Below are 20,858 nucleotides of genomic sequence, written 5' to 3' on the forward strand. Positions count from 1 at the left end.
CCGATCCGCATGGATGCGGGCATTCTTTGCGATCGGGCAGAACCCCCTTTCACGTCGCACATTCTCACCGCTACGCCACCACGCCGCACATTCTCGTCGCCACTCCCAAAACAAAAAGCCGCCCGCAGGCGGCTTAACTCACATCCGACCGGTCAGGTCGCTATCCGCTTCACCGGCGCATTCTTCTGCCGATCCCACATCACCGTCAGCAGACGCTGCAGCGCGATAAACGCGAACAGCAAAATACCGATGGCGATCTTGGTCCACCAGGAGCTCAATGTGCCGTCGAAATTAATCCAGGTCTGAATCAGCCCCTGAATCAGCACGCCAAACAGCGTGCCCAGCACCGTCCCGACGCCGCCGGAGAGCAGTGTGCCGCCGATCACCACCGAGGCGATAGCATCCAGCTCGACGCCCAGCCCCGCCAGCGCATAGCCCGCTGAGGTATAAATCGAGAAAACGATACCCGCCAGCGTCGCCAGCGTGGTCGACAGCATATAAATGCGAATCGTAGTAGCACGCGTGGAGATGCCCATCAGCTGCGCCGAGGTCACGTTGCCGCCGACCGCATAAACCTGATTGCCGAAGCGCGTACGGTGCGCCAGCAAAATGCCGCCCGCCACCACCAGCAGCATCACCAGCGCCAGCAAACTCAGACGACCGCCGCCCGGCACCTTCCACGCCAGGCTGGAGAGCGTGGCGTACAGCGGATGATCGATGGGAATCGAATTCTCCGACACCAGATAGCTACAGCCGCGCAGAAAAAACATCCCCGCCAGCGTAATAATAAACGCCGGGATCTTCAGCGCGTCGATCAGCCAGCCCATCATGGCGCCGAACAGCGCGCCAGCAGCCAGAATAATGGCGAACGCCAGCAGCGGATGAATATGCAAATCGCCGATGGCGCGCGCCAAAAACACGCCGGTAAAGGCGATCACCGCGCCCACCGACAGATCGATGCCGCCGGAGAGGATCACAAACGTCATGCCGACGGCGATAATGCCCAAAAAAGCGTTATCGGTCAGAATATTGCAGATGACGCGCGTCGAGGCGAAGCCGGGAAACTGGCTCAGACAGAACAGATAGCCGGCGACGAACACCAGCAGCGTAATCATCAGGGGAAGATGACGTTTAATCATTGAGGCCGTCTCCGTTTTAACATCGCCAGAAAGCGCGGCGACTGCAGCAGCAGCACGCCCATCACCACCACCGCCTTCACCACCTGATTCAACTCCGGCGGAAAACCGGAAAGCAAAATACCGGTATTCATCGCCTGAATAATCAGCGCGCCGATCAGCGACAGCACCAGACTAAAACGGCCGCCCATCAGCGAGGCGCCGCCGATCACCACCGCGAGAATCGCATCCAGCTCCAGCCACAGGCCGGCGTTATTGGCGTCCGCGCCGCGAATATCGGCGGTCACGATCAGGCCCGCTACCGCCGCGCACAGCCCGCTGATCACATAGGTAGACATCACCACCAGCCAGCCGGTCACGCCCGCGTTGCGCGCGGCGCGCAGATTAATCCCCACCGCCTCGATAAACAGCCCGAGCGCGGTCTTACGCGTCAGCAGCCAGACCAGCACTGCCGCCCCCAGGGTAATCCACACCGGCACCGGCAGCAGCCACAGCGACCCGCTGCCCAGCCACCCGAGCGTCGCGCTGTCGAAGGTCACGATCTGCCCCTGGGTAATCAGCTGCGCGATGCCGCGCCCCGCCACCATCAAAATCAGCGTGGCGACAAAAGGCTGAATGCGCAGCAGCGCCACCAGCACGCCGTTCCAGAGCCCGCACAGCAGCCCGGCGCCCAGCGCGGCAAAAATCACCGTCGTGAGGCCATGGCCCGAAACCGTCAGGGTAGCGGCGGTCGCGCCCGCAATCGCCATCACCGCGCCGACCGACAGATCGATACCGCCGGTAGCGATCACCAGCGTCATGCCGATCGCCAGCAGCGCCACCGGCGCGGCGCGGTTAAGAATATCGATCGGGCTGCCAAACAGACGGCCGTCCTGCAGATGCACGGCAAAAAAATTATTCGCCACCAGGCTATCCACCAGCAGCACCAGAATCAGCGCGGCGATCTGTGGCAGGCCCGGCGGCAGGCGAAACTTACGGCGATCTGGCTTCGTCATATGGGATTCAAGCATGTTGTGCCCCTCCGTCCGCGATGGCGTTAACAATCGACGCCACCGAAAGCTGCTCAAGCGGGATCTCCGCCACCTGTTTCAGGTCGCGCATAATCACCACGCGATCGGCGTAGCCCACCAGCTCCTCCAGCTCGGAAGAGATCACCAGCAGCGCCAGGCCATCGGCGCACAGAGATTCGATCAGGCGAATAATCTCGGCGTGGGCGCCGACGTCGATGCCGCGCGTGGGTTCGTCCAGGATCAGAAACTGCGGTTTGGTCACCAGCCAGCGCGACAGCAGCACCTTCTGCTGATTGCCGCCGGAAAGCAGTTCTACCGGCTGATCGGCGTGCGGCGTGCGGATGCCGAGGCTCTTGATAAAGCGCTCGGCAATCTCTTGCTGCTCGCGCCGCTTGATCGGCCGCAGCCAGCCGCGCTGCGCCTGCAGCGCCAGGATAATATTTTCGCGCACCGAGGCGGCGCCGATAATGCCGTCGGTCTTGCGATCCTCCGGACAAAACCCGATGCCGAGCCGCGACGCCTGCGCCGGCGAGCGGATCGTCTGAGGTTTGCCTTTAATGGTCGCGGTGCCGCGATCGGGCCGGCGAATGCCGAACAGCACCTCGGCGGTCTCGGTGCGGCCGGAGCCGAGCAGCCCAGCCAGGCCCACCACTTCCCCTGGACGCACCTCAAGGTCGAAAGGCTCAATAGTTCCCTTCTTGCCGTAGTCGCGGAACGACGCCACCGGCTGATTGCTGCGCAGCGTGCTGCCCTGGCGCTGCAGCGCGGTCTCCAGCAGATCGCGCCCCAGCATCAGCTTGATCAGCTCAATCTGCGGCAGCGTCGCGGTATCGCGCGTGGCGATAAACTGGCCGTTGCGCAACACCGTAATGCGGTCGGTGATGCGGTAGACCTGATCGAGAAAGTGAGTGACGAAGATCAGGCTCATCCCTTTGGCGCGCAGCTGCGCCATCAGGGTAAAAAGCATCTCCACTTCGCTGGCGTCGAGGCTGGCGGTCGGCTCGTCGAGGATCAGCACCTGCGCCGAGAGATCGACCGCGCGGCAGATGGCGATAATCTGCTGCATCGCCACCGAGTAGTGCCCCAGCGGACGCGTTACGTCGAGGATAAAACCGTAATTGCGCATCAGCGCGTCGGCATCGCGCACCATCTTACGGCGGTCCACCATGCCGAAGCGGCGCGGCTCGCGCCCGATAAACAGGTTGTCGGCCACCGACATATTCGGCAGCAGATTGACCTCCTGGTAAACGGTGCCGATGCCCATCTTTTGCGCATCGGCGGTGCTGCGCGGCGCAATGGTCTGCCCGTTCAGCGTCAGCGTGCCCGCGTCGCGGCTGTAGACCCCGGTCAGCACCTTAATCAGCGTCGACTTGCCCGCGCCGTTTTCGCCCAGCAGCGCCATGATCTCGCCTTTGCGCACGCTAAACGACACGTTATCCAGCGCCTTCACGCCGGGAAACCCTTTGCTGACGCCGCTGATGGTGAGCAGCGCATCGTCATTGTGCCTAATCATCTTGTCAGCCCCGCCTCAACAGATTAAAAGCCGCTCCGGAGAGCGGCTCGCGGCTCAGTAACCCATGCCTTTTTTCAAATCCAGCTGCGCCTGCGCATCGGCTGGCAAAAAGAGCCGGGTTTCGGTTTTGGTGATCTTCGGCGGCAGCGTGCCGTCTTTTTTGAACTTCTCCAGCGCGTCGAACGCCGGGCCTGCCATATTTGGCGTCAGCTCGACGTTGGCGTTGGCCTCGCCCGCCAGCATCGCCTTATAGATATCGGGTACGCCGTCGATTGAGCCGGTGAGGATGTCTTTGCCAGGCTTGAGCCCGGCCTCTTTGATCGCCTGAATCGCGCCGATCGCCATATCGTCGTTATGGGCGTAAACCATGCAGATGTTCTTGCCGTTGTTTTCCGCCTTGATAAAGCTCTCCATGACCTCTTTACCCTTGCTGCGGGTAAAGTCGCCCGACTGCGAGCGCACCACCTTGATATTGGGATGCCCGGCGATCGCCTCGGCAAAGCCTTTCTTGCGGTCGATGGCGACGCTGGCGCCCACGGTGCCCTGCAGTTCGACCACGTTGCACGGCTTGTCGCCGACGGTTTTCGCCAGCCAGTCGCCAATCAGCTTGCCTTCCAGCACGTTGTCGGCGGTAACCACCGTCATATAGAGCGATTTATCTTTCACCACGATGGCACGGTCGAGCAGGAAGACCGGGATTTTGGCGTCTTTAGCTTCTTCCAGCACCGGCTCCCAGCCGGTCTGCACCACCGGCGCGATAAAAATCGCGTCGACGCCCTGAGCGATGAACGAACGTACCGCCTTGATCTGGTTCTCTTGTTTCTGCTGACCGTCGGCAATTTTCAGCGTGATGCCGCGTTTCGCCGCTTCGCTTTTCGCCACGCTGGTTTCTGCTGCGCGCCAGCCCGATTCGGAGCCGACCTGAGAGAAGCCGACCGTCAGGTCTGCCGCCATTACCGGCGCAGCGAGTGCGGCGCTGACCAGACTGGTCAAAAGTAAACGTTTCCACATAGTTTGCATTCCTCTGAAGGGCTTTTGCGAGTAAGGGTAAAGAGCCCATTTAGCCTGGCGTAAATCGGCGTGAATAAGGGCGACGCGCCTCACAAATCAGTTCAAATTAAAGGGGTTACGTGCAGGTATGGCAGTCTGGCGCGCTAGCGTTCATGGACAAAACGACTGAGTTATTTAAACGTGCTGGTTAAATAAATGTAATAAACAGAATCGCTTATGAAATCTTCCTCTGAAAGCGATTACAATAATACGTAAACTTTGGTCACCGCCTGTCGTGCAGGCGAGATAACAATTTTGTGATTTCCCGCACAGTGGCGCGCGTTAAGCGGCTTAGCGCAGCGGATAAAGAGAACCCTGTCTCAATTACCTGCCTTAATCCAGCCAGCGCGTCAGGGCGCGTAATTCATGATGCTTTCACGCCCTAAGCGAAGCGGTTTTACCTGAGAAAGCGGCAGTAATGCGCGCCCTGCTCAGACGCCGTTTAGCGCAGCAACGCGGCGCCAAAAGCGGCCTCCCGGGCTTTTACCGTTTCGCTTTACTGATGCGCGGATGATAAAAAGTGGCTTTTTTAGCGCATTGATAAACAAAAATTAAGAATTTGTCTTTTTTCCAGAATAAGTCGCTGGACAGCCCGCGCCTGCCCCCTATACTGACCGCTTCTCTGTTCTCTCTCATTATGGCAATCATGACTGCGCAAGATTACCTGCTCAAATTCCGCAAAGTGAATAATCTGGAAAGTCTGGAAAAACTCTACGATCACCTTAACTACTCGCTTACCGATGACAACGAGATTATCAGCATGTACCGCGCGGCGGATCACCGGCGCGCTGAGCTGGCGTCCGGCGGGCGACTCTACGACCTGGGTCGCGTGCCGAAAACGGTGTGGCGCTACGTGGTCTGATTAAGGGTTATCAGGCCTGCCGGCGAGACGCCGCCTCTGCGCAGGCAGGCCCTGTCTGAACGTGTTATTCTCCTCGCTTTCCTTGTCGCAACAGGATCTCCTCCATGAATGAATCGGTAACCGCGCCGCGTCTGGGCGGCTGGCTGCTTGTGCCGCTCGCCTGGCTGATTATGATGATGCTCACCAGCGCGATGGTGCTGGCGATGTACCTTAGCCCGCTGTTTAATCCGGTATGGCGCGCCACGCTGTTTTCGCACGGCGGCATGCTGGTGACCAACTGGGCGATCTCCCTGCTGACCGCGCTTGCCGTCTGGCTCTACAGCCTGTGGGTCTGCTGGATTTTCTGCAAACGCTCGCGCCGTCTGCCGCGCCACTACATCATCTGGCTGCTGGTCACGCTGCTGCTGGCGCTGAAAACCTTCGCTTTTACGCCGGTTTCCGACGGCAAGGCCGCCCAGACGCTGCTGCTGGCGCTGCTGGCCGCGGCGGTGTTCGTGCCCTATTTCAAACGCTCTCAGCGGGTGAAATCGACCTTTATCCAGCCGTAACGCCGTGAGTTTCGTCAACAATTTAATTCTGAGTGCGAAACAGCGCGCTGCGTTTCGCACAGTGGTTGAGATAGCGTCACAGATCACAGATAATGGGCCGCTTTCCGAATCAATGGCGAAAAAATGACCGATTATCTGCTGCTGTTTGTAGGCACTGTGCTGGTGAACAACTTCGTTCTGGTGAAATTTCTTGGCCTCTGCCCCTTTATGGGCGTTTCCAAAAAACTGGAAACGGCGATCGGCATGGGCCTGGCGACCACGTTCGTCATTACCCTGGCGTCGATTTGCGCCTGGCTGGTGAACCACCTGATACTGGTGCCGCTCGACCTCGTCTACTTGCGCACTATGGCCTATATCCTGGTGATCGCCGTCGTGGTGCAGTTCACCGAAATGGTGGTGCGTAAAACCAGCCCGTCGCTCTACCGGCTGCTCGGCATCTTTCTGCCGCTGATTACCACCAACTGCGCGGTGCTCGGCGTGCCGCTGCTCAGCGTCAACCTTAATCATACCTTTCTACAGGCGGCGCTTTACGGCTTCAGCGCCTCGCTCGGCTTTTCACTGGTGATGGTGCTGTTCGCCGGCATGCGCGAACGCCTGGTGCTGGCGAACGTGCCTGCGCCCTTTAAAGGCTCCTCTATCGCGCTGGTGACCGCCGGCCTGATGGCGCTGGCGTTTATGGGCTTTACCGGTCTGGTGAAATTCTGATGAGCGCGATCTGGATTGCCATTATCGTTCTGAGCGCGCTGAGCCTGGTGTTCGGCGCCCTGCTGGGCTACGCCTCGCGCCGCTTCGAAGTCGAGGAAGATCCTATCGTCGAGCAGATCGACGAACTGCTGCCGCAAAGCCAGTGCGGCCAGTGCGGCTATCCCGGCTGTCGTCCCTATGCGGACGCAGTGGGCAATAACGGCGAGGCGATCAATAAATGCGCGCCGGGCGGCGAGCAGACCATGCTCAAGCTGGCGGCGCTGCTGAACGTCGACCCGCAGCCGATTGACGGCGACGAAACGGCGAAAGAGCCGGTGCGTACCGTCGCCTGGATCGATGAAGCGAACTGCATCGGCTGCACCAAATGCATCCAGGCCTGCCCGGTCGACGCCATTGTTGGCGCAACGCGCGCCATGCATACCGTGCTGAGCGACGTCTGCACCGGCTGCGACCTCTGCGTTGCCCCCTGTCCCACCGACTGCATCGAGATGCGTCCTGTGGCGACCACCACCGCTAACTGGAAGTGGGATCTTGAAACCATTCCTGTACGGGTGATCCCGGTAGAAAGTCATGCTTAATCTGTTGAATATCTTTCGTAAAGAGAAGCTGTGGGATTTCGAGGGCGGCATTCATCCGCCGGAAATGAAAACCCAGTCGAACGGCACGCCGCTGAGCCAGCTGCCGCTGCCGGACCGCTTTATTATCCCGCTGAAGCAGCATATCGGCCATGAGGGCGAGATTTGCGTCGCGCCGGGCGATCGCGTGCTGCGCGGCCAGCCGCTGACTTTCGGCAGCGGCCGGATGCTGCCGGTGCACGCGCCGACCTCCGGCACCATCGACGCCATTGGCCAGCATATGACCGCGCACCCCTCCGGGCTGTCGGAGCTGTGCATTTTTATGTCGCCGGACGGCGAAGATCGCTGGACGCTGCTTGAGCCAATGGCGGACTACCGCCAGCGCGAGCGCGCCGCCATCGTGCAGCGCATTCACGACGCGGGCGTCGCCGGTCTCGGTGGCGCAGGCTTCCCCACCGGCACCAAGCTGCGCGGCGGCCTGCGCGGCGTGAAAACCCTGATTATTAACGCCGCCGAGTGCGAGCCCTATATCACCGCCGACGATCGCCTGATGCAGGATTATGCCGCCGAAGTGCTGGAAGGCAGCCGCATCCTCGCCTGGGTGCTGCAGGCCGAGCGCGTGCTGATCGGCATCGAAGACAACAAGCCGGAAGCGATTGCCGCGCTGAAGCAGGCGCTGGGCGGCGAACGCGATCTGCAGATCCGCGTGATTCCCACCAAATATCCTTCCGGCGGCGCGAAGCAGCTCACCAAAATTCTGACCGGGCTGGAAGTGCCGCACGGCGGACGCTCTACCGATATCGGCGTGCTGATGCAGAACGTCGGCACCGCCTGGGCGGTGAAGCGCGCGGTGATCGACGGCGAGCCGCTCACCGAGCGCGTGGTGACGCTGACCGGCGAGGCGATTGCGCAGCCGCGCAACGTCTGGAGCCGCATCGGCACCCCCATCAGCCATCTGCTGCATCAGGTCGGCTTTACGCCCGCGCCGCGTCAGATGGTGATTATGGGCGGCCCGCTGATGGGCTTTACCCTGCCGTCGCTCGACGTACCGGTGGTGAAGATCACCAACTGCATTCTCGCGCCCTCCGCCAGCGAAATGGGCAACAACGACGAAGAGCAATCCTGTATTCGCTGCTCCGCCTGCGCCGACGCCTGCCCGGCGAAACTGCTGCCGCAGCAGCTTTACTGGTACAGCCAGGGTGGCGATCACGATAAAGCGCGCGCCCACCATATCGACGACTGCATCGAGTGCGGCGCCTGCGCCTATGTCTGCCCGAGCAATATTCCGCTGGTGCAGTACTACCGCCAGGAGAAGGCGGAACTGCGCGCTATCGATCTTGAGGCGAAGCGCACCGCCGAGGCGAAAGCGCGCTTCGAGGCGCGTCAGGCGCGTCTGGAGCGTGAGAAGCTGGCGCGCGAAGCGAAGCATGAACAGGCGAAGCAGCGCGTGGCGCGCAGCGACGAAGGCGAACTGGCCGCCGCCCGCGAACGCGTGATGGCGAAACGCCAGGCGGCGGGCGTCGTCGATCCGGCGGTAGAGGAAGCGCAGCGTCAGGCGCGTCATGCGCAGGCGCATCTGCGTCAGGCGGAAGCGCAGGCGGAAACCCAGCCGGTGACCCGCCAGACGGAAGATCCGCGCAAGGCGGCGGTGGAAGCCGCCATCGCCCGCGCCAAAGCGAAGAAAGTCGCGCAGCCGGAAGCGGCGGAAGAACCCCAGACTGAGGCGGTTGATCCGCGCAAGGCGGCGGTCGAAGCCGCTATCGCCCGCGCCAAAGCGAAGAAAGCTGAAGCGGCCCAGGCCGCCGCCGGCAGGCCGACCGACGAGGCGCAGCAGCCGGTCGACGATGCTCCAGCGGTCGATCCGCGCAAGGCGGCGGTCGAAGCCGCTATCGCCCGCGCCAAAGCGAAAAAAGCTGAAGCGGCCCAGGCCGCCGCCGGCACGCCGACCGACGAGGCACAGCAGCCGGTCGACGATGCGCCAGCGGTCGATCCGCGCAAGGCGGCGGTCGAAGCCGCTATCGCCCGCGCCAAAGCGAAGAAAGCTGAAGCGGCCCAGGCCGCGGCCGGTACGCTGACCGAAGAGGTGCAGCCGGTCGAGGATGTGCCGCCGGTCGATCCGCGCAAGGCGGCGGTCGAAGCCGCTATCGCCCGCGCCAAAGCGAAAAAAGCCGCTGCCGCGCAGGCATCAGAAAAGGACGTCGTGACCCTCGACGTTGCAAACAGTGATGCGCGTCCGTCGGAAGACGCGCGCAAGGCAGCCGTCGCTGCCGCTATCGCCCGGGCAAAAGCGCGTAAAGCGCAGCCGCCGTCGACGTTTGAGGAATAAATGGCTTTTCGTATCGCAAGCTCCCCTTATACCCATAACCGTCGCAGCACCGGCAACATTATGTTGCTGGTGGTGCTGGCGGCCGTTCCCGGCTTCGCCGCGCAGTGGTATTTCTTTGGCTACGGCAGCGTGCTGCAGGTGCTGCTGGCGGTCCTGACCGCGTGGCTGGCGGAAGCGGCCATTCTGCGGCTGCGCAAGGCGCCGATCGCTCCCAGCCTGGCGGATAACTCCGCGCTGCTGACCGCCGTGCTTATCGGCATCAGCCTGCCGCCGCTTGCGCCCTGGTGGCTGGTGGTGATCGGCACCCTGTTCGCTATCGTGATCGCCAAGCAGCTCTATGGCGGTCTCGGACAAAACCCTTTCAATCCGGCGATGGTCGGCTACGTGGTGCTGCTGATCTCCTTCCCGGTGCAGATGACCAGCTGGCTACCGCCCGATGCGCTGCAGGCGGTGAAACCGGGCCTGCTCGATTCGCTGAGCATGATCTTTACCGGCCATACGCTGGCGGGCGATACCATGCAGCAGCTGCAGCTCGGCGTCGACGGCGTCAGCCAGGCGACGCCGCTGGATACGTTTAAAACCGGCCTGCGCGCCGGTCACAGCGCGGAGCAGCTGCTGGCGCAGTCGATCTATACCGGCGTGCTGGCCGGACTCGGCTGGCAGTGGATCAACCTCGGCTATCTGGCGGGCGGCCTGTTCCTGCTGTGGAAAAACGCTATTCGCTGGCATATTCCGGCGGCGATGCTGCTGTCGCTGGCGTTCTGCGCCACGCTGGGCTGGCTGATCTCGCCGGAGAGCCTTAACACCCCGCTGATCCACCTCTTTTCTGGCGCCACCATGCTCGGCGCGTTTTTCATCGCCACCGATCCGGTGACCGCCTCTACCACCAACCGCGGGCGTCTGCTTTACGGCGCGCTAATTGGTCTGCTGGTATGGCTGATCCGCAGCTTCGGCGGCTATCCCGACGGCGTCGCCTTTGCCGTGCTGCTGGCGAATATCTGCGTGCCGCTCATCGATTACTACACGCAGCCGCGCGTCTACGGCCATCGCAAGGAGTGATCGATGCTTGAGACTATCCGTAAAAACGCCGTTACCCTGGCGCTGTTCGCGGTGTTCACTACCGGTTTGACCGCCGTGGTGAACTACGTAACCAAACCGACCATTGCCCATCAGACGGCGCTGAACCAGAAAAACCTGCTGGATCAGGTGGTGCCGGTCGATCTGTACGATAATCAGATTCAGCGCGAATGTTACCTTGTCACCGATGCCGCGCTGGGCAATGCCGCGCCGCACCACCTCTATCTGGCGCGCAAAGGGGATGCGCCGGTGGCGGCCGCGCTTGAGACCACCGCGCCGGATGGCTATTCTGGTGCGATACAGATGCTGGTCGGCGCCGATTTTCACGGCAAGGTGCTGGGCGTACGCGTTATCGAACATCACGAAACCCCGGGCCTTGGCGACAAGATCGAGCTGCGGATTTCAGACTGGATTAACAGCTTTAACGGCAAAGTGGTGCACGGTGCCGATGACAAAGCCTTTGCGGTAAAGAAAGATGGCGGCGAGTTCGACCAGTTTACCGGCGCCACCATTACGCCGCGCGCCGTGGTTAACGCCACTAAGCGCGCCGCGCTACTGATTGAAACGCTGAGCGGCAACGTCTCGTCGCTGCCCGAATGTGGAGACGCAAATGAGTGAAGCCAAAAACCTGCTGGTAGGCGGCCTGTGGAAAAACAACTCGGCGCTGGTGCAGCTGCTGGGGCTCTGCCCGCTGCTGGCCGTTACCTCGACGGCGACCAACGCGCTGGGACTCGGTCTGGCGACCACGCTGGTGCTGACCATAACCAACAGCGCCATTTCCGCCTCGCGCCGCTGGGTGCCGTCGGAAATCCGCATCCCCATCTACGTGATGATCATCGCCTCGGTGGTGAGCTGCGTGCAGATGCTGATCAACGCCTACGCCTATGGCCTTTATGAGTCGCTCGGCATCTTTATTCCGCTGATCGTCACCAACTGCATCGTGGTCGGCCGCGCCGAAGCGGTCGCCTCGAAGAGCAGCATCCCCCTCGCCGCGCTGGATGGCTTCGCCATCGGCATGGGCGCCACCTGCGCCATGGTCACCCTCGGCTCGATTCGCGAGCTGATCGGCAGCGGCACGCTGTTTAACGGCGCGGATCAGCTGCTCGGCCCCTGGGCCAGGGCGCTGCGCATCGAGGTGGTGCACTTCGACTCGCCGATGCTGCTGGCGATGCTGCCGCCAGGCGCTTTTATCGGCCTCGGCATGCTGCTGGCCGCGAAATATCTGATCGATCAAAAACTGAAACAGCGCGCCGCTCGCCGCGACGCTGAAGCCGCGGCGGCCGAACCGCACGCGCCTGCAGGGAAAGCGGTGTGAATCAGGCGAAACGCAGAGAAATCCTTACCCGGCTGCGGGATAACAACCCGCATCCCACCACCGAACTCAATTTTACCTCGCCGTTCGAGCTGCTGATCGCCGTGCTGCTGTCGGCGCAGGCGACCGACGTCAGCGTCAATAAGGCGACCGCGAAACTCTATCCGGTGGCCAATACTCCCGCCGCGATGCTGGCGCTGGGCGTAGAGGGCGTGAAGGAGCATATCAAGACGATCGGCCTGTATAACAGCAAAGCTGAGAATGTGATCAAGACCTGCCGTATTCTGCTGGAGCAGCACGGCGGCGAGGTGCCGGAAGATCGCGCCGCGCTGGAGGCGCTGCCAGGCGTCGGGCGCAAAACCGCTAATGTGGTGCTGAACACCGCTTTCGGCTGGCCGACTATCGCCGTGGATACCCATATTTTCCGCGTCAGCAATCGTACTCGCTTCGCGCCCGGCAAGAACGTGGAAGAGGTCGAGGCGAAGCTGCTGAAAGTGGTGCCGGCCGAGTTTAAGGTGGATTGCCACCACTGGCTGATCCTGCATGGCCGCTACACCTGCGTCGCGCGCAAGCCGCGCTGCGGCGCCTGCCTGATTGAAGATCTGTGCGAGTTTCCCGACAAGACGGAAATCTGACGGGCGCGCCGCGCCCGACGTGCCTCAGCGCCCTGCCAGCGCCGCCTGTAGCCAGGCAATCGCCAGCGGCGAATCTTTCCCCTGCAGCGCCGCCCGTTCCGACTGGAACAGGGTCGCGACGAAGAAAGGGTGATCGGTCAGTTCAATGCCGCGCACATCTCCTGCGGCGTCCCAGGAGGTGATACGTAAATTCTCCCCTTCCAGCGCCTCGCTAAAGGCGGGATTGACGCCGAAATTACAGTGGTAGCCCTCATCGCTTGACTGCGCGCCATAGGCCTCGGCGATGCGCGAACCTGACTTCGCCCCGCTGCTCCACCAGCGAACAGCTGAGCGGCGCTATAACCATGCGGCCGCCCTCGTCGGTCTCGGCGTGATTCGCATCCTGCCAGCCCAGCACGTTGCGGGCATACTCAATCACCGCATACTGAAAACCGCCGCAGGAGCCGAGAAACGGGTGCTGCTGTTCTCGCGCCCAGCGAATGGTTTCAAACACCGCCTCATCATTTTTATAGGGGCTGCCCGGCACGACCCAGATGGCGTCGCTCTCTTTCACGGCGCCCAGATCGCCGAGCTGGTCAGTAGAGAGCCAGCGAAAGCTGACGGCGACGCCCAGATGCGCGGCGGCACGATCGATAGCCAGAGGAATAGCCTGATGCGCAACGGCGCTGGCGCGGTAATCGCCCACCAGCGCCAGGTTTAATAGAGGTGCCATGAATACGTCCTGTAGATGGAAATGCCGAGGTTAGCCGATCGCTATTTTGATGTCGAGACGGTAAAAATCGCATTTTTCTGCCTCTGACTCCCTACGCAAACGCTTTCTTCTTTTACCTGATGAATTAATTGGCGATTCTGTGCGAAGGATCAACTTTTACCCATTCGTTCTCATTACTGGAAGCCATTTTGCTGATTTGTTGTTCAAATTAGCTGATAAATCCGCTGCCTCTGGCATAATAAACCGGTTAATTATCGAACGGCGATACCTTTGCCTGTTAAATTATCCGCAAGCAGCTTATATGGTTATTGTTATCCTCTTACCGTGAAAAACAAACGTTTATTCTGGTATAATTACCTCTGCTGAAATTAAAATCCATTTAACAAAGTCAGTTCGGTTTTTATCCCTTACATAGCCTGGGCTTTTCAGCATTCAAAAAATTCTTGCCCTGATGCGCGTTATCAGCCACATTAGGCGCCGCTTTTCCCTACTAATAACAATGTCGCGCATGGAATCCTGACATGACGCGGACTTATTTCCTGTCGTAAAACAGGGTACGCGAAAAACTGAGGTACACGTGTCAACTGCAAACAAACACACCGATGAGGCCGTTAGCCTCAATGCGTTCAAACAGCCGAAGGCCTTCTACCTGATCTTCTCGATTGAGTTGTGGGAGCGCTTCGGTTTCTACGGCCTGCAGGCCATCATGGCTGTTTACCTGGTTAAACAGCTGGGCATGTCGGAAGCGGCTTCTATTACTCTGTTCGCCTCTTTTAGCGCGCTGGTTTATGGCCTGGTGGCTATCGGCGGCTGGCTGGGTGATAAAGTGCTGGGCACCAAACGCGTTATCGTGCTGGGCGTCATCGTGCTGGCGCTGGGTTACGCGCTGGTGGCCTTCTCCGGCCACGACGTCGGCATGGTCTATGTCGGCATGGCGACCATCGCGGTAGGCAGCGGGCTGTTTAAAGCGAACCCCTCTTCGCTGCTCTCTACCTGCTACGAGAAAGATGACCCGCGTCTCGACGGCGCCTTCACCATGTTCTACATGTCAATCAACGTCGGCTCGCTCTTCTCAATGATGCTGACCCCCTGGCTGGCGGCGAAATATGGCTGGAGCGTAGCGTTTTCTCTGTCGGTCGTCGGCCTGGTGATCACCCTGCTCAACTTCCTGTTCTGCAAAGGCCTGGTGAAAAACTACGGTTCGAAGCCGGACTTCGCGCCGCTTAACGTCAGCAAGCTGCTGATGACGCTGGTGGGCGTGGTGGTGCTGGTCGCTATCGCAACCTGGCTGCTGCATAACCAGACTATCGCGCGCATTACCCTGGGCGTGGTCGCGCTGGGCATTATCTTGATCTTCGCCAAAGAAGCCTTCTCGCTGCACGGCGCGGCGCGTCGCAAAATGATCGTGGCGTTTCTGCTGATGGTCGAAGCGATTGTCTTCTTCGTGCTCTATATGCAGATGCCGACCTCGCTTAACTTCTTTGCGATTCGCAACGTCGAGCACACCATTCTGGGTATTACCTTCGAACCCGAGCAGTTCCAGGCGCTCAACCCGTTCTGGATTATGCTGGCGAGCCCGCTGCTGGCGGCGGTCTATAACAAGCTGGGCGACCGTCTGCCGATGCCGTTTAAATTCGCTATCGGCATGGTGCTCTGCTCGGCCGCCTTCCTGGTGCTGCCGCTGGGCGCGAAGTTCGCCTCGGATGCCGGTATCGTCTCTGTTAACTGGCTGATCCTCAGCTATGCGCTGCAGAGCATCGGCGAGCTGATGATCTCCGGTCTCGGTCTGGCGATGGTGGCGCAGCTGGTGCCACAACGCCTGATGGGCTTTATTATGGGCTCCTGGTTCCTCACCACCGCCGGCGCGGCGATGATTGCCGGTAAAGTGGCGGGCCTGATGGCCGTGCCGGAGAACGTGACCGATCCGCTCGCCTCGCTGAACGTCTACAGCAGCGTCTTCCAGCAGATCGGCATCGTCACCGGCGTGATCGCCGTGCTGATGCTGCTGACCGCGCCGCTGCTGAACCGCATGGCGCAGACGCCGCAAGAAGAGCTGAAAAAAGCGCAGGCCTGATAAGTCAGGTGACATGCAGCCGGGCCATGCGCCCGGCTTTTTTTTATCCTTTTCCGGGCCAGAAGCAACGCTTGATCGCGGTCACTGGCAATTCGGCGACGAGGCATTAAGCTGCAATGATCCTGTCGCAATCCGGAGGTCCGTGATGAAACTGTTCTGTAAGGCTGGCGCCTGCTCCCTTTCGCCGCATATCGTGCTGCGTGAGTGCGGGCTCGACTTCACGCAGGTTAATGTCGATCTGATGAAAAAAGTCACCGAATGCAGCGAAGATTACTGGCAAATCAATCCAAAAGGCCAGGTGCCGGCGCTGGAGCTGGATGACGGTACTCTCCTGACCGAAGGGGTGGCGATTGTGCAGTATCTGGCGGATCTGAAGCCCGATCGCCAGCTGCTGGCGCCGGTCGGCAGCCTGACGCGCTACCATACGCTGGAGTGGCTCAGCTTTATCAGCAGCGAACTGCATAAAACCTTCACGCCGCTGTTTAAGTCCGATACGCCCGACAGCTACAAGCCTCTGCTGCGCGCCCGGCTGGAGCAGCAGTTTCGCTTCGTCGACAAAGCGCTGCAGGACAAGCAGTGGTTGATGGGGCTGCGCTTCAGCGTGGCGGACGCCTATCTTTACGTGATGGTGCGCTGGGCGCATGCGCTGAAGCTGGAGCTGGAAGGGCTGTCGGCGCTGGACGCCTGGTTTCAGCGCGCGTCGCAGCGGCCTGCGGTGCAGGCGGCGCTGAAGGCGGAAGGCGCCGCCTGACTAGCGGGGCCGGTGCGATACCGGCCCCACAGGTTTACAGCGCTTCGGCGGCGAAGTGCTGGGTCGGCTGGGCGATAGCGTCCTGCGCCGCTACCAGCTGCAGCTCATATTCGCCCATAGCGTGCGTCGTCAGCATCACTTCGTACACGGCGGCGGTAACGTGCTCCAGCGCCTGCTTCAGATCCTTGCCGTGCAGCAGATTGACCAGCAGCAGGCCGCTGGTGAGGTCGCCGACGCCAACCGGCTGGCGCACGCCGAAATCCACCAGCGGACGGCTGATATGCCAGGCCTCTTCTGCCGTGACCAGCAGCATCTCGAAGCGATCGCTGCGGCGCCCGGCGCGCGCCAGATGTTTCACCAGCACCACGCGCGGACCCTGCGCGATCAGCGCGCGCGCCGCCGCGGTCGCCTCTTCTACGCTGGTGACGCTGCGCTCGCTGAGCATCTCCAGCTCCAGCAGATTCGGCGCGATAATGTCGCTGGCGGGCATGGCGTATTTGCAGTGATACTCCGCCACGCCAGGCGCCACGATGCACCCTTTTTCCGGATGCCCCATTACCGGATCGCAGAAGAACCAGGCGTCCGGGTTGGCGGCTTTCACCATGCGCACGATCTCCAGGATCTGTTCGCCCTGTTCAGCCGAGCCCAGATAGCCGCTCAGCACCGCATCGCAGGTTTTCAGTCGGTCGATATTGCTGATGCCTTTGACGATCTCCGTCAGGTGCGTCGCGGGCATGACCGTGCCCGTCCAGTGGCCGTACTGCGTGTGGTTAGAGAACTGTACGGTGTTGAGCGGCCAGACGTTGGCCCCCATGCGCCGCATCGGAAATTCGGCGGCGGCGTTGCCGGCGTGGCCGAATACCACATGCGACTGAATTGCGAGAATATTTTTCATTATGTTGTGAACTGCCTTGCCCTTGCCTGCCATAAAAAAGGGCCGGAAACCGGCCCTGAACGCTTACTGCCAGACGATCAGGCAGTAATGTTTTTTCCCGCGACGCAGCAGCGTGTAGCGGCCAAACAGCTTATCGCTCTCGCTGAAGCGGTACTCCGCGTCTGACTGCTTCTCGCCGTTGATAGCGACGGCGTTGGAGCCGATCATGGTGCGCGCCTGACCGCGTGACGGCACCAGCTCGGCATTTACCAGCGCCTGCTGCAGATCGTCTTCCGCGCCGAGCTGCACGGTCGGCATACCGTCCTGCGCCAGCTGTTCGAAGTCCGCTTCGGTCATGTCGCTCAGCGCGCCGGAGAAAAGGCTCTCGGTAATGCGCTTCGCCGCCGCCAGGCCCGCTTCGCCGTGCACCAGGCGCGTGACGCTCTCGGCGAGCACGTACTGCGCGCGCGGCGCCTTGCCGCTGTTTTTGTCTTCCTCTTCCAGCGCGTTGATCTCGTCAAGGCTGAGGAAGGTGAAGAACTTCAGGAAGCGGTAGACGTCAGCGTCCGCGGTATTGATCCAGAACTGGTAGAACTTATAGGGGCTGGTTTTCTTCGCATCGAGCCACACCGCGCCGCCTTCGGTTTTACCGAACTTGGTGCCGTCCGATTTAGTGATCAGCGGCACCGTCAGGCCAAAGACCTGGTTCTGATAGAGACGACGCGTCAGGTCGATGCCGGAGGTAATGTTGCCCCACTGATCGGAGCCGCCAATCTGCAGCGACACGCCGTGACGGTTGTTCAGCTCGGCGAAGTCGTAGCCCTGCAGCAGATTGTAGGAGAACTCGGTAAAGGAGATCCCCTGATCGTCGCGGTTCAGGCGCTGTTTGACCGCTTCTTTGTTAATCATCTGATTCACAGAGAAGTGCTTGCCGATATCGCGCAGGAAGGTCAGCACGTTCATGCCGCCGAACCAGTCGTAGTTGTTGGCGGCTATAGCGCTATTGTCGCCGCAGTCGAAATCGAGGAACGGCGCGACCTGACGGCGGATCTTCTCCACCCACTCGCCTACGGTTTCGCTGGTGTTGAGTTTACGTTCTGCTGCTTTAAAGCTGGGATCGCCGATCAGACCGGTGGCACCGCCCACCAGCGCGACCGGCTTGTGTCCGGCATCCTGAAAACGTTTCAGGCAGAGCAGCGGCACCAGATGGCCCAAATGCAAGCTGTCAGCGGTCGGATCGAAGCCGCAATAGAGGGCAATCGGCCCTTGCGCCAGTCGCTCTGCTAACGCTTCCTCGTCCGTTACCTGGGCGATTAAGCCTCGTTCCTGCAATTGTTGTATCAGGTTACTGCTGGTCATCACTGACTCCAAATTGATCAGACTGCACCTATGCTGGTACACAGCTTTCCGCTGAGTGCGGAAGAAAAAAAGAGGGCTATAGCATAAAGCGCTGGCGACTTCTGTGCCAGCGCTGAGAGAGGAGAAAAACGCTGTTTTACGGGGCTAAGCGGTCGATTTTCCAGCCGTTGTCGTCGCGCTGGTAGAGGAAACGGTCATGCAGGCGATGTTCGCCGCCCTGCCAGAACTCCATGGTGTGAAATTTGACGCGGTATCCGCCCCAGAAGCTCGGCAGCGGCACCTCGCCCTGTTGAAACTTCTGCTTCAGCTCGAGGAATTTTCCCTCCAGCACGCCGCGCGCCGATATCCGGCTCGACTGACGCGATACCCAGGCGCCGATTTGGCTGTCGCGCGGGCGGCTATGGAAATATTTCAGCACCTCGAGCGGCGACAGCTTCTCGACGTCGCCGAGCACCATCACCTGGCGCTCCAGAAAGTGCCAGGGAAAGTGCAGCGAAATACGCGGGTTGTTGGCCAGCTGCTGCGCCTTGCGGCTGCCGAGATTGGTATAGAACACCAGGCCGCTGTCGTCATAGTGCTTGAGCAGCACGATGCGCTGGTAAGGCTGTCCCTGATCGTCCACCGTCGCCACGGTCATGGCGGTAGGATCGGGCAGCTGCGCCTCGCACGCCTGCCGCAGCCAGGTTTCAAACAGCGCCAGCGGCTGGTCCGGCAGATCCTTACGACGCAGCCCGCCGCGCGTATATTCGCGGCGCAGGCTGGCGATATCTTGCAGAGTGAAATTCGTGCTCATACGGGTTACTCGAAATGAACAGGCTGGCTGGCAGGCTGCAATTCACAGTCGTTAACGACGATTTTATCGTCGCGTTCGATAAAGGCGGTGTCACCTTTGCTCCAGAATACATATTTTCCGTCGCTGTAGCGCGCGCCTGAGGCGGAGATCGCCCGCTTCAGCGTTAACGGCTGACCGTCCATGATAAAGCTGACCTGCTCGCTGGCGTTGTCGAGCGTGACGGTCAGCGGCAGGGTGCCGCAGCGGTAGTGCAGCGTTTGCGGCGCTTCAGCCTGTTTGTGCAGCAGACCGCAGCCGCTCAGCAGCAGCGCGGCGGCAAGCGTTAACCCCTGTTTCATCGTGATTCTCCTTACTGTCAGTAGAGCGGATTAGCTGGATAGATAGCGCCGAGCACGCTTTTTGCCGCCGCGCCGGTCACCGCGGGCAGATTGCCGGGCAAACCGGAGAGCGTGCGGCTGGCAAGCCAGGCGAACGCCAGCGCCTCCATGTCGTCGCCGCGAATGCCAGCGGCGTCGGTGGTGGTCACTTCGGTTCCCGCCAGCAGCGCGGCGAGGCGCGCCATCAGCAGCGGATTGCGGCCGCCGCCGCCGCACACCAGCAGCCGGTCGCAGCCGTCGTTGAGCTGCACCTGATGGGCGATGGTGACGGCGCTCAGTTCGGTTAGCGTCGCCTGCACGTCCTGCGGCGTCAGGCCGGGGAAAGTTTGCAGCTGACGCTCCACCCAGCCCAGATTGAAATATTCGCGCCCGGTGCTTTTCGGCGGCGGCAGCGCGAACCAGGGATCGCGCAACATCTGCTCCAGCAGCGCGGGCACCACGCTGCCGCTGCGCGCCCAGCTGGCGTCCTGGTCAAAGGGCTTGCCCTGGTGGCGCCAGATCCACGCGTCGATCAGCATATTGCCGGGACCGGTATCGAAGCCGCGCACCGGCTGGCCGGGGATCAGCAGCGAAAGATTGGCGATGCCGCCGATATTGAGCACCATACGGCGCTCGACCGCATCCATCAGCAGCGCCTGATGAAACGCGGGCACCAGCGGCGCGCCCTGCCCGCCCAGCGCCATATCGCGGCGGCGGAAGTCGCCGACCACGGTGATGCCGGTGGCGGCGACAATCTGATTATTATCGCCGATTTGCAGCGTGTTCGGCGCGTCGCTTTGCGGTTCGTGCCAGACGGTCTGCCCGTGACAGCCGATGGCGACGATATCGCTCGGCTCCAGCGCCTCGCGCCGCATCAGGGTATTGACCGCGTCGGCGAACAGCCGGCCAAGGCGCGTATCGAGCTGGCCGAGCTGCGAAAGCGTCAGCTGCTGGCCCTGGCTGACCGCCAGGATCTGCTGACGCAGCTCGCCCGGCATCGGATGGCAGTAGCTCGCCTGCTGCGCCACCATATGCTCATCGATGGCAGCCAGCACCACGTCAACGCCGTCCAGGCTGGTGCCTGACATAACGCCGATATAACGTCCTGATTTCATTCCTGGTCCTTACTGGGTGGCGGAAGTGCAATTCAACGCCCTTCAGTCTGGCAAATTCTCGCGCCTGATTCGACG

Annotated in this window: 20 protein-coding genes and 1 pseudogene; 11 read left to right on the forward strand and 10 right to left on the reverse strand. The window is 61.0% G+C overall.

Going from position 1 to position 20,858, the window contains the following annotated elements; genetic code table 11:
• Positions 1-152: 152 nt before the first annotated feature.
• Genes yjfF through ytfQ form a run of 4 tightly spaced genes read right to left on the reverse strand, consistent with a single transcriptional unit; the run spans position 153 to position 4,670 of the window.
• Positions 153-1,139 carry a galactofuranose ABC transporter, permease protein YjfF gene (yjfF, locus tag JS46_RS02120; RefSeq protein WP_033747374.1) on the reverse strand — a complete coding sequence of 329 codons (987 nt, stop codon included), beginning with the start codon at positions 1,137-1,139 and terminating at the stop codon, positions 153-155.
• A complete protein-coding gene (ytfT, locus tag JS46_RS02125; protein ID WP_033747377.1) occupies positions 1,136-2,146 on the reverse strand; it encodes a galactofuranose ABC transporter, ATP-binding protein YtfT in 1,011 nt (336 codons plus the stop codon). The genes yjfF and ytfT overlap by 4 nt, the downstream gene beginning before the upstream one ends.
• Entirely contained in the window at positions 2,139-3,659 is a 1,521-nt protein-coding gene (ytfR, locus tag JS46_RS02130; RefSeq protein ID WP_033747379.1) for a galactofuranose ABC transporter, ATP-binding protein YtfR, read from the reverse strand. Before ytfR ends, ytfT begins: the two co-directional genes overlap by 8 nt.
• Positions 3,660-3,713: 54 nt before the next feature.
• Positions 3,714-4,670 carry a galactofuranose ABC transporter, galactofuranose-binding protein YtfQ gene (gene ytfQ, locus JS46_RS02135; protein WP_033747382.1) on the reverse strand — a complete coding sequence of 319 codons (957 nt, stop codon included), beginning with the start codon at positions 4,668-4,670 and terminating at the stop codon, positions 3,714-3,716.
• A 685-nt stretch (positions 4,671-5,355) separates the two neighbouring features.
• Between ytfQ and ydgT the strand changes: the two genes are divergently transcribed.
• The 9 genes from ydgT to nth all read left to right on the forward strand — a co-directional run bounded on the left by ydgT (position 5,356) and on the right by nth (position 12,749).
• Positions 5,356-5,571, forward strand: a complete 216-nt coding sequence (ydgT, locus tag JS46_RS02140; RefSeq protein WP_033747384.1) for a transcription modulator YdgT — start codon at positions 5,356-5,358, stop codon at positions 5,569-5,571.
• 104 nt (positions 5,572-5,675) lie between these two features.
• Complete coding sequence (locus JS46_RS02145) at positions 5,676-6,119, forward strand: DUF2569 domain-containing protein (protein WP_033747386.1); 444 nt, start codon at positions 5,676-5,678, stop codon at positions 6,117-6,119.
• A gap of 123 nt (positions 6,120-6,242) precedes the next feature.
• Positions 6,243-6,824, forward strand: a complete 582-nt coding sequence (rsxA, locus tag JS46_RS02150) for an electron transport complex subunit RsxA (RefSeq protein ID WP_033747388.1) — start codon at positions 6,243-6,245, stop codon at positions 6,822-6,824.
• Positions 6,824-7,402, forward strand: coding sequence for an electron transport complex subunit RsxB (gene rsxB / locus JS46_RS02155; protein WP_033747391.1), 579 nt, complete (start codon positions 6,824-6,826; stop codon positions 7,400-7,402). Before rsxA ends, rsxB begins: the two co-directional genes overlap by 1 nt.
• On the forward strand, positions 7,395-9,725 hold the full coding sequence (gene rsxC, locus JS46_RS02160) for an electron transport complex subunit RsxC (RefSeq protein WP_033747394.1): 2,331 nt from the start codon (positions 7,395-7,397) through the stop codon (positions 9,723-9,725). The genes rsxB and rsxC overlap by 8 nt, the downstream gene beginning before the upstream one ends.
• Positions 9,726-10,784 (forward strand): electron transport complex subunit RsxD, encoded by a 1,059-nt coding sequence (gene rsxD / locus JS46_RS02165; protein WP_033747398.1) that lies wholly within the window; start codon positions 9,726-9,728, stop codon positions 10,782-10,784.
• Positions 10,785-10,787: 3 nt separating this feature from the next.
• Positions 10,788-11,420: an electron transport complex subunit RsxG gene (gene rsxG, locus JS46_RS02170; protein WP_033747401.1), complete on the forward strand. Its 633-nt coding sequence runs from the start codon at positions 10,788-10,790 to the stop codon at positions 11,418-11,420.
• Entirely contained in the window at positions 11,413-12,117 is a 705-nt protein-coding gene (locus tag JS46_RS02175) for an electron transport complex subunit E (RefSeq protein ID WP_033747402.1), read from the forward strand. Before rsxG ends, JS46_RS02175 begins: the two co-directional genes overlap by 8 nt.
• A complete protein-coding gene (nth, locus tag JS46_RS02180; protein ID WP_033747404.1) occupies positions 12,114-12,749 on the forward strand; it encodes an endonuclease III in 636 nt (211 codons plus the stop codon). Before JS46_RS02175 ends, nth begins: the two co-directional genes overlap by 4 nt.
• A gap of 24 nt (positions 12,750-12,773) precedes the next feature.
• Here the strand turns inward: nth and JS46_RS22800 are convergent.
• Positions 12,774-13,461, reverse strand: a pseudogene (locus JS46_RS22800) (CTP synthase).
• A gap of 577 nt (positions 13,462-14,038) precedes the next feature.
• On the opposite strand from JS46_RS22800, the gene dtpA reads away from it, so the two are divergent.
• Together dtpA and gstA are read left to right on the forward strand one after the other, a co-directional pair.
• Positions 14,039-15,535 (forward strand): dipeptide/tripeptide permease DtpA, encoded by a 1,497-nt coding sequence (dtpA, locus tag JS46_RS02190; RefSeq protein ID WP_033747406.1) that lies wholly within the window; start codon positions 14,039-14,041, stop codon positions 15,533-15,535.
• A gap of 145 nt (positions 15,536-15,680) precedes the next feature.
• On the forward strand, positions 15,681-16,286 hold the full coding sequence (gstA, locus tag JS46_RS02195; protein WP_033747408.1) for a glutathione transferase GstA: 606 nt from the start codon (positions 15,681-15,683) through the stop codon (positions 16,284-16,286).
• A gap of 34 nt (positions 16,287-16,320) precedes the next feature.
• Here gstA and pdxY read toward each other — a convergent pair whose 3' ends face one another.
• From pdxY to anmK, 5 genes are all read right to left on the reverse strand, one after another.
• Entirely contained in the window at positions 16,321-17,181 is an 861-nt protein-coding gene (gene pdxY, locus JS46_RS02200) for a pyridoxal kinase PdxY (RefSeq protein ID WP_033747411.1), read from the reverse strand.
• Between the two features lie 63 nt (positions 17,182-17,244).
• Positions 17,245-18,519: a tyrosine--tRNA ligase gene (gene tyrS, locus JS46_RS02205; protein ID WP_033747414.1), complete on the reverse strand. Its 1,275-nt coding sequence runs from the start codon at positions 18,517-18,519 to the stop codon at positions 17,245-17,247.
• A gap of 136 nt (positions 18,520-18,655) precedes the next feature.
• On the reverse strand, positions 18,656-19,312 hold the full coding sequence (gene pdxH / locus JS46_RS02210; RefSeq protein ID WP_033747417.1) for a pyridoxamine 5'-phosphate oxidase: 657 nt from the start codon (positions 19,310-19,312) through the stop codon (positions 18,656-18,658).
• Positions 19,313-19,317: 5 nt separating this feature from the next.
• A complete protein-coding gene (locus tag JS46_RS02215; protein WP_033747419.1) occupies positions 19,318-19,650 on the reverse strand; it encodes an MliC family protein in 333 nt (110 codons plus the stop codon).
• Between the two features lie 17 nt (positions 19,651-19,667).
• Positions 19,668-20,783, reverse strand: coding sequence for an anhydro-N-acetylmuramic acid kinase (anmK, locus tag JS46_RS02220; RefSeq protein ID WP_033747422.1), 1,116 nt, complete (start codon positions 20,781-20,783; stop codon positions 19,668-19,670).
• Positions 20,784-20,858 lie beyond the last annotated feature (75 nt).

This window comes from Pantoea sp. NGS-ED-1003 (genome assembly GCF_000738765.1).
GTDB lineage: Bacteria > Pseudomonadota > Gammaproteobacteria > Enterobacterales > Enterobacteriaceae > Pantoea > Pantoea septica.